Here is a 17,230-nt window from a genome sequence, read left to right on the forward strand (position 1 = left end):
TAACGATATAATTGCGAAGCAAATCTTCGCCCTACCCTATATTCTTCATTAGCCTAAATGCAACCAAAAGATTCTCAACGCCGGACAAAAATTGTCGCCACGATAGGTCCAGCCACCAGTAGCCCAGAGGTGTTAAAGGCATTGATTGAAGCAGGTGCAACTACGCTGCGGTTGAATTTTTCTCATGGTAGCCATGCAGATCATCAGCGTAGCGTGAGGTTGATTAGGCAAACTGCCTTTGAACTCAATCAACCAGTAGGGATCTTGCAAGACTTGCAGGGACCGAAAATTCGGTTGGGGAAATTTGAAAATGGATCGATCGAAGTCAAAAAAGGCGATCGCTTTACCTTAACCAGTGACTTTGTGATTGGATCGCAAAATATTAGTTGCGTTACTTACGATTTACTAGCAGAAGAAGTCCCTTGCGGCGCAACTATTCTCCTCGATGACGGGCGAGTAGAAATGGTTGTAGAGGAAATAAATCGTGCGGATAAAGAACTGCACTGTCGCGTTGTCGTTGGCGGCACGCTGTCTAATAATAAAGGTGTTAACTTTCCTGGCGTTTATTTATCTATTAGGGCGTTGACTGAAAAAGACCGAGAAGATTTGATCTTTGGGTTAGATCAAGGTGTAGATTGGATCGCGCTATCATTTGTTCGCAATCCTCAAGACGTACTAGAAATCAAAGAACTAATATCTAATGCAGGCAAACAAGTACCAGTAATTGTCAAGATTGAAAAGCACGAAGCGATCGAGCAAATGGAGGCAATTCTAGCTCTCAGCGATGGTGTAATGGTAGCTAGAGGTGACTTAGGCGTTGAATTGCCTGCTGAGGATGTACCCATACTACAAAAGCGGCTAATTGCCACCGCAAATCGCTTAGGCATCCCGATTATTACAGCAACGCAGATGCTCGATAGTATGGTGCATAGTCCCCGCCCTACTCGCGCTGAAGTGTCAGATGTGGCAAATGCCATTATTGATGGCACAGATGCAGTCATGCTTTCTAACGAAACGGCTGTAGGCAAACATCCTGTTGAAGCTGTAGCGACAATGGCAAGGATAGCTACGCGCATAGAACGAGAACAGGGACTTGGAGTAACTCATGCTAGCGTCAAAGAGACTCGTCACTCGATTCCCAATGCCATCAGTCAAGCAGTAGGGCAAATTGCCGAACAACTGGATGCAGCGGCAATTATGACTTTGACTAAAACTGGTTCTACTGCGCGTAATGTCTCTAAGTTCCGCCCCAAAAACCCAATTTTGGCAGTAACTCCACACGTAGATGTTGCCAGGCAATTGCAACTTGTGTGGGGTGTAAAACCTTTACTGGTGTTAGATTTGCCTTCAGCAGGGCAAACATTTCAAGCTGCTATTAATGTCGCTCAAGAAAAGCAATTACTTTCTGAGGGCGATTTGGTAGTAATGAGTGCAGGCGCGTTGCAAGGCGTAGCAGGTTCGACAGATTTGATTAAAGTTGAGGTAGTAACAGCGGTACTAGGTCAAGGTGTAGGCTTAGGATTAGGTTCTGTAAGCGGTAGAGCTAGGGTAGCTCATAACGCTATAGATGTGGGCAATTTTAATCCAGGAGAAATTTTAGTAGCACCGCGCACGAGTGCAGACTTTATTGAGGCAATTCGCAAAGCTGGAGGTATTGTTACTGAAGATGACAGCCTGACTAGCCATGCAGCAATTATTGGTTTACGGCTTGGCGTACCTGTAATTGTCGGCGTGAAACACGCAACCAAAGTAATTCGCGATGGGGCAATTTTAACTCTGGATATGCAAAGGGGTTTGATTTATTCTGGTGCAACAGTACATACTTAATGTTCCTGGGTGTTTGGAGACGTAGCACTGCTACGTCTCTACATTAATTACAACCTCTATTTTTAATTTTTGATGGCGCGTGTTTTAAAAACTGGTAAAGGTTGGCGGATTGGCTGGAATCCGGATGCAGCAGAATTCAAGGGTTTGGTTGGTACTGATGATTGGGCGATCGAACTTACACAAGCCGAGTTGCATGATTTTTGTCGGTTATCAGCGCAAATAGCAGACACCATGAGTCAGATGGCAAGTGAATTGATGGACGAAGAGAAAATAACTTGCGAAGCCCAAAGTGAATTAATGTGGATGGAAGTATCAGGCTATCCTCATGCTTACAGTTTACACTTTATCTTGCATACTAGACGTGGCGCGGAAGGTTGCTGGATGGAAACAGCAGTAACAGATTTAGTAAATGCCGCGCAAATGCTGCAAGTTTTTTAGAATAACTAATACTTTGTCATTGATATTGTGTTAATATAGTTTGTCTGATGACGGGGCGTAGCGCAGCTTGGTAGCGCGCCACTTTGGGGTAGTGGAGGTCTTGGGTTCAAATCCCAACGTTCCGATTTAACAAAACCCTTATATGAAACACCTAATACTGTATGGCTTGCGGAGTCATTGGTTAGCACCGTAGACTCATCATAGTAGGTAGATTGGTGTTATTTGATTGTAGAAAAGAGATGGAGCCAAATAAGAAAATATTATGGGTGGAAGGATTTTAAAGATCGCATTGTATAAATAGTAGTCTGTACCTAGAGCGATCGCACTTAAAATAAGTAATGCCTACCCAAGCACAATTTTTGGCTTTGTTTCGAGACAGCGTGTTTCTTACTAATAGCTATATCAATATAAACTTAGTAAGAATTGACGAGCGCACTAGCAATATAGTAATTTTGGCAGGCAAATCACTTGAAATAGAAATTGACCGCAGTGGTAGGAGAACAGTTCGATGAATAACCCAAATTTTTCTGCAATGACTGATGAAGAGTTACGAACTTATGTGCTTGCTCATCGACAAGATACAGTAGCATTTTATGCTTATGTAGATCGAATGCAACAAAAACCTCCTATTGCCATTATTGAACCCGAAGAATGGAGTGAGGAACGAATGCAGCAAATCTTGAAGAAGGAAAGCAATAAGTAGCTCTTTAAGTAATAAATAATGCTTAACTTTAACAGCATTACTCGCTGGCTTGTGGTTGCATTTCTGGCTGCAATCTGCATTATCGTAGTGAAGTCAACTGCGGCTGAACAAACACTTATGACTTCTGTACCTCAGCTACTTAGCGATCCATTTTTGCAACTACCAACAGAAAATTCAGTAAGGATTGTTTGGTTTACTGAGTTTGCTGGATCTAGGCATACTGTTAGTTATGGCAAAGATTTTAATCAAAGTGCGATCGCTACAACAACTAAACTCAGTCGCACTCGTGAAGACCAAAAATCTGTAGTAGATATTCAATACAAACAGCCGACTATTCGCAACATTTGGCGACACGAAGCAGAAGTTACTCAGCTTAATTCTAATATCCGCTTGCCTTATCGAGTAACAAGTGTAAGAGAAGACGGTAAAAGTGTAAGTAGCGGTGAATTTACCTTAGCTGCAAAACCAGCAGCAGGGAAGCCATTAAAGATTTTACTTACTTCAGATCACCAGCTTAAACCAATGACAGCGGCTAATCTGCAAAAAGTAGTCGAAACTGTAGGGAAAGTAGATGCGGTGTTTTTCGCGGGAGATTTGGTAAATATTCCCGATCGCGCGTCAGAATGGTTTGACGATAATAGAGGTGGCGCATTTTTTCCTTGTCTTCAAGGTCGTGCTAAGTTTCAACTAGAGAAAAATAATCTCAAAACTACTTATACTGGCGGCGAAATTATCCAACACGCTCCATTGTATGCAGCGATCGGCAATCATGAAGTAATGGGACGCTATCAAAAAACTGGTAGCTTGAATGATGAATTTGGCGATGCTTATCCCCGCCAAGCTGCAATAGCGCAGTTACTTAAGCAAAAAAGCGATCGCGCGGAGCATAGTGCTGGAGGCGATCGCGCCTTTGTCAAAGATTATTCATTTAATACCGATACCTACGAAGAGATATTTACCCTACCCCAAAGCGAGAAGGGTGGCAAAAAATACTATGCTGTTACCTTTGGCGACGTGCGTTTAGTTGTACTTTATGCAACTAATATCTGGCGTACTCCTAGCCTAGATAAGTCAGCTAAAGGCAAATATCAAGAACGCCAACAAGACATAAATAACCCTAATGAGTGGGGATACGGACAGCATATATTTGAGGATATTTCTGTGGGAAGTCCTCAATACAGTTGGCTACAGGAAGAACTAAATAGTCCTCAGTTTCAACAAGCAAAATACAAAGTTGTGATGTTGCACCATCCGCCGCACTCATTGGGAGATAATATTGTTCCTGCTTACACCAATCCAGTGCAAATAATTGAGCCAGGTAAATCTGTACGCTACGAGTACCCATTAGAGCAAGATTACATCATCCGCGATATTGTGCCGTTGTTAGAAGCTGCTAACGCGCAATTAGTATTTTACGGACATTCTCATTTATGGAACCGCTTTATTAGTAGTAGCGGGATGCATTTTTTAGAAACTTCTAATGTTGGTAATTCCTACGGTGCTGCACTAGGCGATAAGCAGCGTGATGTACCAGAAGGTAATGATAATTATGCAGCCACAGGCGATCCTAATGGGCTAGAAGCGATCGCACCTTCTATAGCACCCCTTTTAGACAAAAACGGTCAAAAACTACCTTATCTTGCCAGTAACGACATTACAGCATTTAGTATTTTAGATACTGCTACTGGTAGCGTTATTAGCTATCGTTTTGATACGCTCAAGCCGGATGCAGAGGTCATGAAGTTTGACGAATTTAAGTTGAAAATCAATACTCGTATAAATTGATACATTTAAACGCTAGCAATCGATTTTAGCGATCGCTAGCGTTTAAAAATAGAAAAATCGAGAACAATTTAGTTTGCCTTGCAGTCTAATCTAAAAAATACTCATCTTGAAAATACTGCGTTGACCGATTGCCGAAGGCTTGATTAGTCTATAATACAAAGCAATTTAAGCAAAAATTACTTTTTGGTGAAAACCGAATTTTAAGTCGGGGTTGATAAATTTAAGCTAGTCTAACAACTATATAGTGTGAGGTTAACAGTGTATGCGAGTTTTACTGGTTTATCCAATATTTCCTAAAACATTTTGGTCTTATGAAAAAATCTTAGAACTGGTAAACCGCAAAGTTCTACTTCCTCCATTAGGATTAGTTACAGTTGCAGCTATATTGCCCCAAGAATGGGAATTTAAGTTAGTAGACCGCAATATCCGCGCCGTTACAGAAGCAGAATGGGAATGGGCGGATATATGCATTTTTAGCGCGATGATCGTGCAAAAAGACGACCTGATCGATCAAATTAAAGCTGCCAAACAACGAGGCAAATTAGTTGCAGTTGGTGGTCCTTATGTGACATCCGTACCTAGAGAAGCACAAAAAGCAGGCGCGGATTTCCTCATTTTAGATGAAGGGGAAATTACTCTGCCCATGTTTATCGAAGCAGTGCAACGCGGGGAGACTTCAGGGATATTCCGAGCAACAGAAAAACCGGATGTGACAACTACGCCAGTACCTCGCTTCGATCTGCTAGATTTTAAAGCCTACGATATGATGTCGATTCAATTTTCGCGCGGATGTCCTTTTCAATGCGAATTTTGCGACATTATTGTGCTTTACGGACGCAAACCACGCACAAAAACCCCAGCACAACTACTTGCTGAATTAGATGCACTCTACAACTTGGGTTGGCGGCGCGGTGTTTTCATGGTAGATGACAACTTTATTGGCAACAAGCGCAATGTCAAATTATTGCTGCAAGAGTTAAAAGGTTGGATGCAAGAACATCAATATCCTTTCCGCTTTGATACTGAAGCCTCAATTGACTTGGCGCAAGATCCCGAATTGATGGAATTGATGGTTGAGTGCGGCTTTGCGGCAGTATTTTTGGGTATTGAAACACCAGATGAAGATAGCTTGCAATTGACTAAAAAGTTTCAAAATACGCGCAGTTCCTTAACTGAATCAGTAGAAGCAATTATTAAAGCAGGATTGCGCCCGATGGCTGGGTTTATTATTGGCTTTGATGGCGAAAAAGCAGGTGCAGGCGATCGCATTGTCCGTTTTGCCGAACTTGCACATATCCCTTCTACCACATTTGCAATGTTGCAAGCATTGCCTAATACTGCACTATGGCATCGTTTGAGTAAAGAAGGCAGGCTTAGGGAAGATAAAGACGGTAATATTAACCAGACGACTTTGATGAACTTTATTCCTACTCGTCCGTTGGAAGATATTGCTAGAGAATATATTGAAGCATTCTGTGCTCTGTACGAACCTGAGAAATATTTAGATCGTACCTACCAATGTTTTCTGATGATGGGTGCGCCTAGTTGGAAAGCACCGTTTAAAATGCCAGAGTGGGTAGTTGTCAAAGCCTTAGCAATTATTATTTGGCGACAAGGAATCAAACGCAGTACGCGCTGGAAGTTCTGGCATCACTTGTTTAGCATTATCAAGCGCAACCCAGGCGTAGCCGAACATTACCTAGCTGCTTGCGCCCATATCGAGCATTTTATGGAATACCGCCAAATCGTGCGCGATCAAATAGAAAGTCAGTTAGAGGAGTTTTTAGCTCAAAATCGGGAATTGCCAGCTAACACGAGCGATCGCGAAGATACCCCTACAACTGTTTTGGCTAGTTAATTCAAGCTGCGAGATATAAGACTTGCAGCTTATATCTCGCCTAATAAGCTCAATGACTATTTAACTTTCCAAAGGAAGCAGTAGGATGCGTTTTCAAAACGCACCCTACCAAGCTGGCTAAATAGCAATTACAATCTCTTTCTCCTCGTTCCCCATCTATTACAAGTCGATTAAGCTCCTGGTTTTAACTCTACCTTTACCCATCCAGGTTTGCGTGCATCGAAGGCTTTGTAAGCATCAATAACAGAAATAAGTGGTTCTACCTGGGTTAGCACTTGCTTTGGATCTACAGTGCCATTTTGTACCATGTCAACAAGGGTAGGAATATATTTGCGATGATTGCAGTTACCCATATTTATTGTCAGGTTTCTGTTCATTGCCATCCCAATTGGGAAAAATTTATGGGTTAGGGGAAAAACACCAATAATTGACAATGTTCCTGCCTTTGCTAGTGCTTGAACGCACCAATTTAGAGCTAAAGATGGTGCATCGCCAGGATGCCAGTTGTCGCCCTGTGGGTTTGCCTGCGGGGCAATTTGTTGTAATTCTTGCTCAAATTGCTGTGCTTGTTGGTTTGCTTGCTTGGCAGCAGGACCACTGTGAGGGCGAGTAGCGTCAACGCCCACCGCTTCAATTACCCGATCGACTCCGATACCGCCTGTAAGTTGCTGAATAATCTCGATTGGATCTTCAGCATTAAAGTCAATTACCTCTGCACCCTGCATCCGTGCCATTTCTAAGCGCGAAGCAATAGTATCAACAGCAATAATTCTGCCCGCGCCAAACAGCTTGGCACTAGCGATCGCAAATTGACCGACAGGACCGCAGCCAAAGACTGCAACAGTGTCGCCAGGAGTAATTTCCGCAATATCAGCACCAAAATAAGCTGTAGGAAAAATATCGGATAACATAATTGCGCGATCGTCATCTACTCCATCTGGGAGTTTGACTAACCCGACATTGGCGTAGGGAATGCGGGCATACTCCGCTTGCAAACCGTTAAAAGGTCCAGTAGGTTCAGGTCCACCAAAAAAAGCAGTTCCAGCTTGAGGTCCGTTGGGATTTGCCGTATCGCACTGGGAGTAGTAACCGGAGCGACAGTAGGAGCAGGAACCGCAACCGATGGTAGAAGGAATAACTACGCGATCGCCTACTTGCAAATTCCGCACGTTTGAGCCGATTTCCTCAACTACTCCTACGCCTTCATGACCTAATATTGTCCCTGGAATCATGTTTGGAAAAGTACCGCGAATCATGTGCAAATCTGTGCCACAAATAGCACTTGCCGTTAGACGCACGATCGCATCTGTTGATTTTTCAATCTTCGGTTCGGGGACGCTATCTAAACGAATATCGCCAATACCGTGAAAAACAACTGCTTTCATAAAATACCTCTATTGCTAGTTCAGCAGAAATAGGATTAATTACACCGTTGCGACTACCTAAAGAATGTCAACTTCACCTAACGCGCGGATTTCCTCATCTGAATAACCGCTCTCTTTTAGTGGGATAACTACGTCGCGCTCTAAATCTGGTACGTAACAGGCAATCAAACTTGCTGCGCCTGACTGCTCCTGAGTAGGCACGATTCGCACTTTGCTCAAGGTCGCAGGGATAATGCATGATTCACCTGTAGCCAGCATCTCGCTTCCACCTTGGTACTCAATTTGCACTGGCTTTCCCACATTTGAAAGCGTCAGGCAACGCCAGGGGTGTTCTGGCTCATCGTGCGGTGCGTTCAGCGTCCAGCGCTCTAGCGCGAAGTAAGGTCCAGCGCAGGCAACTAGGTAACGGTTATCCCCTTCTTGCCGCGAAAGTCCAGCAAAAGGACGTGGCTGGTAATGAGGACGCAGTTGGTCGAGAGTTGTGTTGATGCACTTTTCCCATTCATCTTGACTGCGGCTATTGCCTTGCATATCGATTGGCATTACATCAGAGGAAAGGTCAGAGGTTTGTTCGACCTCGAAAATCAAAGTGTCAGGTCCAAAGCTGTGTATGATACCGCTAGGCACGTAAACGGTATCGCCTGCTTTAATTGGGAAGCGTGGCATTACTGCGTCATAGTCTTGCTTTTTGAAGGCATCAAACAATTGCTCGCTCTTCAAACCAGGTTTTATCCCTACCAAGATGCTTGCATTTGGCGCTGTCCATAAAATATGCCATGCTTCAGTTTTGCCGTTCGGTTTGCGATACAGACGTTGGGCAGTTTCGTCGTCGGGATGCAGGTGAATTGGCAAGCGACTAGAAGCACTAATAAACTTTTGCAACATGGGAAAGTGAGGTCCGCGCCAGTTTTCGCCTACTAGCTCGTCTGGGTATGTCTCTACTAAATCGTGGAGGGTACGACCTGCAAAGTTGCCATTAGTGACAGTGCCAGTTTTATCTTCATAGTCGCTAATTTCCCAGGTCTCAGCAACAATACCATCTGGGAGATTTTTCTTGCCGAGTCGCTCCTGAATCAGACGACCGCCGAAAACATAAGCGTTGGTGTAAGCGGTTAATTTGATTGGATACCAGTTCATTCGTGTCCCTTAGTTGCTGTCGCGATCGCATCAGTATAAGCGAGCATTAAGGATTCCCGCTGCCGCCTGACGCTCCGTACACTTGCCCAGTAGCGTAGCTTGACTCCTGCGAAGCCAGTAGCACGTAAGTAGGCGCAAGCTCCGCTGGCTGTCCGGGTCGTCCCATCGGTGAGTCACTACCAAACTGCACGATCGCACTTTGCGGTTGCCCGCCGCTAACTTGGAGCGGAGTCCAGTAAGGTCCAGGCGCGATTGCATTTACGCGGATACCCCTCTTTGCCAACTGCTTTGCTAATGACTTGGTAAAAGCAACCTGCGCTGATTTTGTCTGGGCATAGTCGAGCAGGTTCTCGCTAGGGTCGTAGGCTTGGACTGAGGAAGTATTGATAATGCTCGCGCCAGGTCTAAGGTGCGGTATAGCAGCCTTGGTAATCCAAAACATCGCGTAAACGTTTGTCTTGAATGTTGAGTCAAACTGCTCGGTAGTAAGATCGGCAATTGAGTCCACAGCCTGCTGTTTGCCAGCATTGTTAACTAGAATATCTAGTCCGCCTAGTTCGCGCACTGCCTGGGCGACAAGCTGATTGCAGAATTTTTCGTCGCGAATGTCGCCTGGAATCGCTACTGCCTTACTTCCTGCTGCCCGAATTAGTTGAACTACTTCACGGGCATCCGGCTCTTCAACGGGTAGATAGTTGATTGCTACATCAGCCCCTTCACGCGCAAATGCGATCGCTGCTGCCCGACCAATACCAGAATCTCCGCCTGTTACTAGCGCCTTGCGTCCTACTAGCCGCCCAGAACCTTGATAGCTTGTCTCACCATGATCTGGTCGCGGGGTCATTTTGCTGGCAAGTCCAGGTGGTTCCTGGGGTTGCCTGGAAAAGGGCGGTTTTGGATATTGATTAACTGGGTTCTGCTTAACAGACTGGTTGGGCGTTTCTTGTTTGGGTGTTTCCTGGCTGGATGTCTCCTGTCGGTTTGCTGGGGTAGATGATTTTTGCGCCAACACTGGTGCTGCTTGCGCTGCAACAACGCCAATAGATATTCCGCCGAGAACTTGACGGCGTGAAGGTTTTTTAAAGTTATCTTTTTGTTCCATATTAGGTTTTTGTAAATTTACTCTTACTTCACTAGATTAATTTGCCAGCAGTTCTCAGCAAAACTTTGTGAATGTCAAGGCAGATTTAGCTGCAACATAACTACAAGCCCCAGAATTTAGGATGTTCTTGTTTTTGATTCAAAGCGCTAGGGAAGAACAGGCTGACCGCCTGTTACCGGAATAACTGCGCCCGAAATGTAACTACCATCTTCAGAAGCAAGCAGCACGTATGCTGGTGCGAGTTCTGCTGGCTGTGCGGCACGCTTCATTGGTACTTGTTGCCCAAACTGCGTTACCTGTTCGTTAGGCATGGTTGCTGGAATTAAGGGTGTCCACACCGGACCTGGGGCGACGCTATTAACTCGGATGCCTTTTTCTGCTAGCGACTGTGCCAACCCGCCAGTAAAGTTGACGATCGCTGCTTTAGTTGCAGAATACGCTAGTAACTTCGGTTTTGGCTCGGCTGCGTTAATTGAGCAAGTGTTGATAATGGCGCTACCTGGCTCCATGTGGGGTACTGCGGCTTTGCACAGGTAGAACATGGCGTAGATATTAGTTTTGAAGGTGCGATCGAACTCTTCTGAAGGGATCTCTTCAATACTTTCTCGCGTCATCTGAAAAGCAGCGTTGTTGACCAAGATATCAATCTTGCCCAACTCGCTTTGCGCCCGTTCAACTATCTGTTTGCAGTGCGCTTCTTGCTGGATATCACCTGCAATAGCTACGCACTTGCGCCCTTCTTTTTCAACAATGCGAACGGTTTCCTGAGCGTCTGTTTCTTCGTTTAGATAAGCAATCAATACGTCTGCACCTTCGCGGGCAAACGCCAGTGCTACTGCCCGCCCAATGCCAGAATCGCCACCTGTAATGATGGCGGCTTTACCTTGCAGTTTGCCAGAACCACGATAGGAATTTTCGCCGTAGTCTGGCTTCGGGTCCATTTGTGACTCTAGTCCTGGCACTTGTTGTTGTTGTTCGGGAAACGGCGGTTTTGGTCTTTGCGATTGTAAGTTCTGTGCAGTCATTAACTCTCCTTGCCATTAAGACTTGAGTAATATTTGCATCTACTTTGGCTACCTAAGTTCGAGCAGTTGGCGCAGATTTGCTTTTATTATTTCCTATGCATGATACTGAATTCTTTGCTCTTGAATTAATAATTAACTATCCATTACTCGCGCTAACTTATAACTACAGAGAGATATTATGTTTAACTTATTGTGTGCTTGCAAATACAAGTTTATAAAAACTAATTGGTAGGTTTTATGAGTGTTTACAACTAAGATGTTTTGATTAATATAAATACATAAATCAGCCTTAAAAAATCTATATGAAGATAGATAAATACTTTTTGTTGTATAAATTATTACAAAATTAGTAAATCGAAGTTGAACAACGACAAGCCTGTAAGAGCTAAAACTTATTTGGCAAAAAACTAACAAGCAAAATATACACTTGGTTGTTTTAAAATAGCTTATTCTTGCAACTACTTTTTTAAATAATATAGATGAATAGAGTTCGCGCTAATTATCGATTGCTATACAATTTTTGTTGCCCGTCACTGCTATGTATTTTAGTTTGCTGCTCAAGCATCAATAAAGACTTAATTAATACCAAATTCTAGTTTAAAAGTATGTTGAAGAAGAGAAACTAATTATTGAAAATGCTTGCTCAATCTGCTACGCAAAGCTCAGTTGCTATAAGGTGAAAATGGATAATTTGACGAAGCTACAATATTACCGCACAGAGACTAGACACGAGTACAGTCTGCTAGGACAGCGAGTAAGTTGGTATGTAACCTGTCAATCGTTCCTGATTATTGCGTTCTCGTCAGGAATGGGAAATTCAAATATCTATTTCAGGTTGGGCGTATGTATAATACTTCCTGCTCTTGGTATTGTTACATCTATACTTATAAAACCTTCTATTGATGGAGCGATCGCTATCATCAATAAATGGGGAGAAAAAGAGTATGAAGTGCTACAAAATGAAGACTTAAAGGATTTCCAAGTCAAAAGAGTATATAAAAATGTACGTTCTAGTTCTCACTCAGTTGAACGCAGAACGGATGTAATCAAGCAAGAGAGTCTTAGGTTCGCCAAACTTATTTGCGTTGTATTTATCTACGGCTGGCTATCTCTTTGTCTTTTAGGTATTGCGGTACATCTCATACCTTAACTAGCGCCGTACAGCCAACACCTCAAGCAACCCTCTGAAGCGATCGCACGTTGGGGTAAACAGTCAAAACTTACTTGGCAGTATTATTTGTTAGACGACATTAGGCTGTCGGATTGTTGCTTGCTTATCGCAGCCCAATATCGCTTTTCTACTTTTTTAGATCAGTTTAACGGCACGCAGACCGAATAGCAGCCCTACAGCTAAAGCAAAAAAAGCACCAAGCAGCAAAATATAAGAAAAGACAGCAAACATTTTTATCGCTCCATTACAACTATTAAAGATATTAAACCTTAGTTAGAGTAGAATACAGCCCAGAGTTGCCACCAAGTTATATGTCTGCTGTTATCAAAGTAAATTTACCATCCGAGTCTTACGACATTGCGATCGCACCTGGCAACTTAGACAAGCTAGGCGCACAAATGGCTAGTCTCAATTTGGGCAAAAAAGTATTATTAGTCTCTAATCCAGCAATTTTTCGCCATTATGGAGAACGAGCGCTTAATTCTCTCAAAGATGCTGGCTTTGACGTAACTAACTGCACTCTGGGCGCTGGCGAACGCTACAAAAACTTATCCTCTATTCAAAAAGTCTACGACAAAGCCCTAGAAAACCGCCTAGAACGCTCCTCAACTATGGTTGCCTTGGGTGGAGGCGTTGTCGGCGATATGACAGGCTTCGCGGCGGCTACATGGCTGCGAGGTATTAACTTTGTGCAAGTACCAACTACTTTGCTATCAATGGTAGATGCTTCGATTGGCGGTAAAACTGGTGTCAATCATCCTCAGGGCAAAAATTTAATTGGTGCATTCCATCAACCAAGGCTAGTTTTAATCGATCCTCAAGTGCTGAAAACTCTTCCCATCCGCGAATTTCGAGCGGGAATGGCAGAAGTAATTAAGTACGGTGTAATTTGGGATGCTGATTTGTTTGCACAGATGGAGAATTGCGATCGCTTAGACCAAATGCGCTATATTCCTGAAAGCCTAGTGCAAACTATTCTGGAACGTTCTTGTCAAGCTAAAGCTGATGTGGTTAGCAAAGATGAGAAAGAAGCTGGATTACGGGCAATTCTTAATTACGGGCATACTATCGGTCATGCTATAGAAAGTTTGACAGGTTATCGTACTGTAAATCATGGCGAAGGTGTAGCAATTGGCATGGTAGCCGCCGGACAAATAGCTGTAGAACTGAAGTTATGGGATGAAAAGTCGCAAGAGCGGCAGGTAAATTTGATGCAAAAAACTGGCTTGCCAACTAAGCTACCTGCAGGAATTGATATTGATGCGATCGTCGATGCTTTGCAAACTGATAAAAAAGTTAAAGCAGGTAAGGTACGATTTGTGCTACCAACTCAAATTGGCGCAGTAGAAATAACTGATAAAGTACCGTCAGATACTATTCATCAAGTTTTGCAGCAAATGTAATAAATTTGTATTTTTCGGCAGTTTATCTTAGCCCTACTTTTGTCATAAAAGTAGGGTTTTGTATTTTTATATTTATTTGGCTTGATTTTTTAAAGCTGACTGCAAGCCGCTTAATTCAAATCTTGTATCCTAATATCTGAAGCATATTTTGGTGGGAAATGATATTAAATATTATTTAAATTTTGCTGATTTGTTGAAATTAATTAAACAAATTAATCGAAGTATATGAATTTGTGTTCAATAATACAATTTATTTTTAAGGCTTTTGCTTTGATCGATCGTGAACAAATTTTTGTTAGTTAAAAAATAGCAAGCCAAAAATAGTTAATTAAGTTTTTGTAGCTGCTAATTTAGAAAATCTTGCTAAAAATTAGTAGCAGCAATTTAATGTCTGTAATTAGGCTAGCGATCGCCACAAGCAAACAAACAGGAGTGTATTATGCCAGAAGTTCTGTTTAAAGTTGACTTGAACAAAGCTATGGCGGAACAGGATGTAGTCGGACACAACCGTTGGCATCCTGATATTCCGGCTGTAGCATCTGTTAATCCAGGAACGGTATTTCGGATTGAGTGTAAAGACTGGACAGATGGACAGATTCACAACAACGATAGTCCCGAAGATATCCGCACAGTCAATTTAACTATTCCTCATGTACTTAGCGGACCGATTCACGTTAACGGTGCAGAACCAGGCGACATACTTGTAGTAGATATTTTAGATGTAGGAACTCTACCTACATACGAGTGGGGTTATACAGGGATTTTTGCTAGAGAAAATGGCGGCGGCTTTTTGACCGAGCATTTTCCTACGGCTCAAAAAGCGATTTGGGACTTGCAAGGTATATATGCGCGTAGTCGTCACATCCCTGATGTCAAATTTGCTGGAATTCCGCACCCTGGGTTAATTGGTTGCGCTCCTTCTCATGAATTGCTAGATACTTGGAATAAGCGCGAAGCGGAGTTAGTAGCAACAGCCCCCGACAGAGTACCACCTTTAGCTTTGTTGCCAAATCCATCTGATGCCATTTTGGGTTCTCTTAAAGGCGGAGAATTTGAACGAGTAGCCCAAGAAGCTTGTCGGACAGTTCCTCCCCGCGAACATGGAGGAAATTGTGACATCAAAAACTTATCTAAGGGTTCAAAGGTTTATTTTCCTGTCTATGTTGATGGTGCGAAGCTGTCGATGGGCGATATTCACTTTTCGCAAGGTGATGGAGAGATTACTTTTTGCGGCGCAATTGAGATGGCTGGATACCTAGATTTGCACGTCGAGATAATTAAGGGTGGGGTAGAAAAATACGGGCTAGTTAACCCTATATTTAAACCAGGTCCCGTTCAGCCTCAGTATTCTGAGTTTTTGGTATTTGAAGGCATATCGGTAGATGAGTTTTCGGGCAAGCAGTATTATTTAGATGCTCATGTTGCCTATCGTCGTGCTTGTTTAAATGCCATTGAGTATTTCAAGAAATTTGGTTATACAGGCGAACAGATTTATCTTTTGATGGGTTCTGCGCCGATAGAAGGTAGAATCAGCGGCATTGTCGATATTCCTAATGCTTGTTGTACGATCGCATTTCCTACAGCAATTTTTGAGCGGAATGTTTTGCCTACATAGATAGTTAGTTGCGACAGTCATTCAGGAACTATAAAATAATGCCTCTTTACGATTTTCGCTGCCAAACTTGCGGAGTATTTGAGCAAAAACGCAGTATTGCAGAAGCAAGCAACCCCATACCTTGCCCAAGTTGTCAAGCTGTAGCTAAACGGATTATTTCAGCAGTGGGAGTAGTCAAAACGCCATCAGCTATAAGCCAGCGAGTAGAGCAAAGTGCAGAACCGCGTGTAGTCCAACGCACTGCAAAACACGACCATTCTCACCATAACCACCAACATCGCGGAAGACCTTGGGCGATCGGTCACTAAACTGTTAAATACTGCCTTACTAATGAATCGGTTAGTTCGGCAGTTTTGCCTTTAGCTGCGATCGCTCCTTTCTCCATAATGAAGAACTTTTGCGCTAATTGTTTGGCAAAATCAATCTTCTGCTCTACTACTAATAGCGTCACGCCTTTCTCGCGGTTGATGCGTTTGAGGGTTTCATCTATTTCTTGCACGATTGATGGCTGGATGCCTTCTGTAGGCTCGTCTAAGAGCATGATTTGGGGGTTGCACATCAGTCCGCGAGCGATCGCAAGTTGCTGTTGTTGTCCGCCGCTTAACAGTCCTCCTTGACGTTTGAGGTGCTGTTTGAGCATGGGGAAAAACTCAAATATTTCGTCGGGAATCTTTTTGAGCTTTTTGCGACTTGCTGCTAATCCCAATTTGAGATTATCTAAAACTGATAGATATGGGATAATTTCGCGTCCTTGCGGGATAAATGCAATTCCATAGCGCGACCTTTTATAAGTTGGGACGTTAGTGATATCGTCAGCATCAAAAACAATATCGCCTTTAATAACTTTATTTAGACCAATTACACTTCGCAAAAGTGTAGTTTTTCCCATTCCATTGCGACCTAACAAACAGACAATATCTCCTTTATCTATTGTCATATCGACATTAGTTAAAACAGGAGTTTGCCCGTAACCAGCAGATACATTTGTCAGTTTAAGCAGCGACATCGATTCGTTCACGACCTAAATAAACCTCGATAACTTTTGCATTATTTTGAACTTCTTGCACTGAACCTTCTATTAGTTTCTCGCCTTGATGGAGAACGACAAGTCTTTGTGCTATTTGCTTGACAAATTCCATGTCATGTTCAATTACAATTACTGAACGATCTTCGGCAATAGATTTGATGATTTCGCCTGTAAGATGCGTTTCGTCAGAAGTCATTCCTGCTGTTGGTTCGTCTAGCAAAACTACTGTTGGATCTTGAGCTAAAACCATACCAATTTCTACCCATTGTTTCTGTCCGTGAGATAGGGAAGAAACTTTAGTATAAGCTTTCTCTAATAGACCAATTCGCTCTAAAATCGCTTCAATTCTAGCTTTTTTTACTCTAGTTAGTTTCGCTCTAATCGCTGCAACTACTCCATGCGCTCCTTTTAGCGCTAGTAAAATGTTTTCAAATACAGTTAATTCGTTGTAAACATTTGGGTTTTGAAACTTGCGTCCTATTCCCATTCGTGCAACTTCATACCGACTTTTATTGGTAATTTCTTTACCGCGATAGTAAATGTGACCTGATGCTACTGGAGATTTACCAACGATAGCGTCTAATAGCGTACTTTTGCCAGCGCCGTTAGGACCGATAATGGTGACAATTTCTCTTTTGCCTACTTCTAAATCGATGCCTTTAAGAGCTTGAAATCCGGCAAATACTACTCTTAAATCTTGAACGGATAATATCGGATTCATATTTAGTTTTCAACTATTTTTGCTTAGGCTATC

17 protein-coding genes and 1 tRNA gene are annotated in these 17,230 nt (G+C 42.9%); 11 read left to right on the top strand and 7 right to left on the bottom strand.

The window, feature by feature from the left end; translation table 11 throughout:
• Positions 1-57 precede the first annotated feature (57 nt).
• The 7 genes from pyk (at position 58) to UH38_RS06155 (ending at position 6,611) form a co-directional block, all read left to right on the top strand.
• Positions 58-1,827 (top strand): pyruvate kinase, encoded by a 1,770-nt coding sequence (gene pyk, locus UH38_RS06130; protein WP_045053746.1) that lies wholly within the window; start codon positions 58-60, stop codon positions 1,825-1,827.
• 72 nt (positions 1,828-1,899) lie between these two features.
• Complete coding sequence (locus UH38_RS06135) at positions 1,900-2,265, top strand: DUF1818 family protein (protein ID WP_045053747.1); 366 nt, start codon at positions 1,900-1,902, stop codon at positions 2,263-2,265.
• Between the two features lie 51 nt (positions 2,266-2,316).
• Positions 2,317-2,390, top strand: a tRNA-Pro gene (locus UH38_RS06140).
• A gap of 213 nt (positions 2,391-2,603) precedes the next feature.
• A complete protein-coding gene (locus UH38_RS28100) occupies positions 2,604-2,777 on the top strand; it encodes a DUF6888 family protein (protein ID WP_200892311.1) in 174 nt (57 codons plus the stop codon).
• Entirely contained in the window at positions 2,774-2,968 is a 195-nt protein-coding gene (locus tag UH38_RS06145) for a DUF6887 family protein (protein WP_045053748.1), read from the top strand. The genes UH38_RS28100 and UH38_RS06145 overlap by 4 nt, the downstream gene beginning before the upstream one ends.
• Positions 2,969-2,986: 18 nt before the next feature.
• Positions 2,987-4,753, top strand: coding sequence for a metallophosphoesterase family protein (locus tag UH38_RS06150; protein WP_045053749.1), 1,767 nt, complete (start codon positions 2,987-2,989; stop codon positions 4,751-4,753).
• Positions 4,754-5,015: 262 nt separating this feature from the next.
• Positions 5,016-6,611, top strand: coding sequence for a B12-binding domain-containing radical SAM protein (locus UH38_RS06155; RefSeq protein WP_045053750.1), 1,596 nt, complete (start codon positions 5,016-5,018; stop codon positions 6,609-6,611).
• 170 nt (positions 6,612-6,781) lie between these two features.
• On the opposite strand, the gene UH38_RS06160 is transcribed toward UH38_RS06155, so the two are convergent.
• The 4 genes from UH38_RS06160 to UH38_RS06175 all read right to left on the bottom strand — a co-directional run bounded on the left by UH38_RS06160 (position 6,782) and on the right by UH38_RS06175 (position 11,260).
• On the bottom strand, positions 6,782-7,996 hold the full coding sequence (locus UH38_RS06160; RefSeq protein WP_045053751.1) for a zinc-dependent alcohol dehydrogenase: 1,215 nt from the start codon (positions 7,994-7,996) through the stop codon (positions 6,782-6,784).
• Positions 7,997-8,053: 57 nt separating this feature from the next.
• The gene (locus UH38_RS06165; protein ID WP_045053752.1) at positions 8,054-9,133 is read right to left on the bottom strand and encodes a type I phosphomannose isomerase catalytic subunit; all 1,080 of its coding nucleotides are present in this window, start codon (positions 9,131-9,133) and stop codon (positions 8,054-8,056) included.
• Positions 9,134-9,179: 46 nt separating this feature from the next.
• On the bottom strand, positions 9,180-10,235 hold the full coding sequence (locus UH38_RS06170) for an SDR family oxidoreductase (protein WP_045053753.1): 1,056 nt from the start codon (positions 10,233-10,235) through the stop codon (positions 9,180-9,182).
• Positions 10,236-10,381: 146 nt separating this feature from the next.
• The gene (locus tag UH38_RS06175; protein ID WP_045053754.1) at positions 10,382-11,260 is read right to left on the bottom strand and encodes an SDR family oxidoreductase; all 879 of its coding nucleotides are present in this window, start codon (positions 11,258-11,260) and stop codon (positions 10,382-10,384) included.
• Positions 11,261-11,942: 682 nt separating this feature from the next.
• Here UH38_RS06175 and UH38_RS24690 point away from each other — a divergent pair.
• Positions 11,943-12,410, top strand: a complete 468-nt coding sequence (locus UH38_RS24690) for a hypothetical protein (protein ID WP_052672273.1) — start codon at positions 11,943-11,945, stop codon at positions 12,408-12,410.
• Positions 12,411-12,566: 156 nt separating this feature from the next.
• Here UH38_RS24690 and petL read toward each other — a convergent pair whose 3' ends face one another.
• Positions 12,567-12,662 (bottom strand): cytochrome b6-f complex subunit PetL, encoded by a 96-nt coding sequence (gene petL, locus UH38_RS27840; protein WP_045053755.1) that lies wholly within the window; start codon positions 12,660-12,662, stop codon positions 12,567-12,569.
• Positions 12,663-12,742: 80 nt separating this feature from the next.
• On the opposite strand from petL, the gene aroB reads away from it, so the two are divergent.
• The 3 genes from aroB to UH38_RS06200 all read left to right on the top strand — a co-directional run bounded on the left by aroB (position 12,743) and on the right by UH38_RS06200 (position 15,757).
• Positions 12,743-13,834, top strand: a complete 1,092-nt coding sequence (aroB, locus tag UH38_RS06190) for a 3-dehydroquinate synthase (protein ID WP_045053756.1) — start codon at positions 12,743-12,745, stop codon at positions 13,832-13,834.
• Positions 13,835-14,273: 439 nt separating this feature from the next.
• Positions 14,274-15,449: a formamidase gene (fmdA, locus tag UH38_RS06195; RefSeq protein WP_045053757.1), complete on the top strand. Its 1,176-nt coding sequence runs from the start codon at positions 14,274-14,276 to the stop codon at positions 15,447-15,449.
• A 38-nt stretch (positions 15,450-15,487) separates the two neighbouring features.
• Positions 15,488-15,757, top strand: coding sequence for an FmdB family zinc ribbon protein (locus UH38_RS06200; RefSeq protein ID WP_045053758.1), 270 nt, complete (start codon positions 15,488-15,490; stop codon positions 15,755-15,757).
• Here the strand turns inward: UH38_RS06200 and urtE are convergent.
• Entirely contained in the window at positions 15,754-16,455 is a 702-nt protein-coding gene (gene urtE, locus UH38_RS06205; protein WP_045053759.1) for an urea ABC transporter ATP-binding subunit UrtE, read from the bottom strand. The genes UH38_RS06200 and urtE overlap by 4 nt on opposite strands.
• Positions 16,442-17,197 carry an urea ABC transporter ATP-binding protein UrtD gene (urtD, locus tag UH38_RS06210; RefSeq protein ID WP_045053760.1) on the bottom strand — a complete coding sequence of 252 codons (756 nt, stop codon included), beginning with the start codon at positions 17,195-17,197 and terminating at the stop codon, positions 16,442-16,444. The genes urtE and urtD overlap by 14 nt, the downstream gene beginning before the upstream one ends.
• Between the last annotated feature and the right edge of the window lie 33 nt (positions 17,198-17,230).

This window comes from Aliterella atlantica CENA595, from assembly GCF_000952155.1.
Taxonomy (GTDB): Bacteria; Cyanobacteriota; Cyanobacteriia; order Cyanobacteriales; family Chroococcidiopsidaceae; genus Aliterella; species Aliterella atlantica.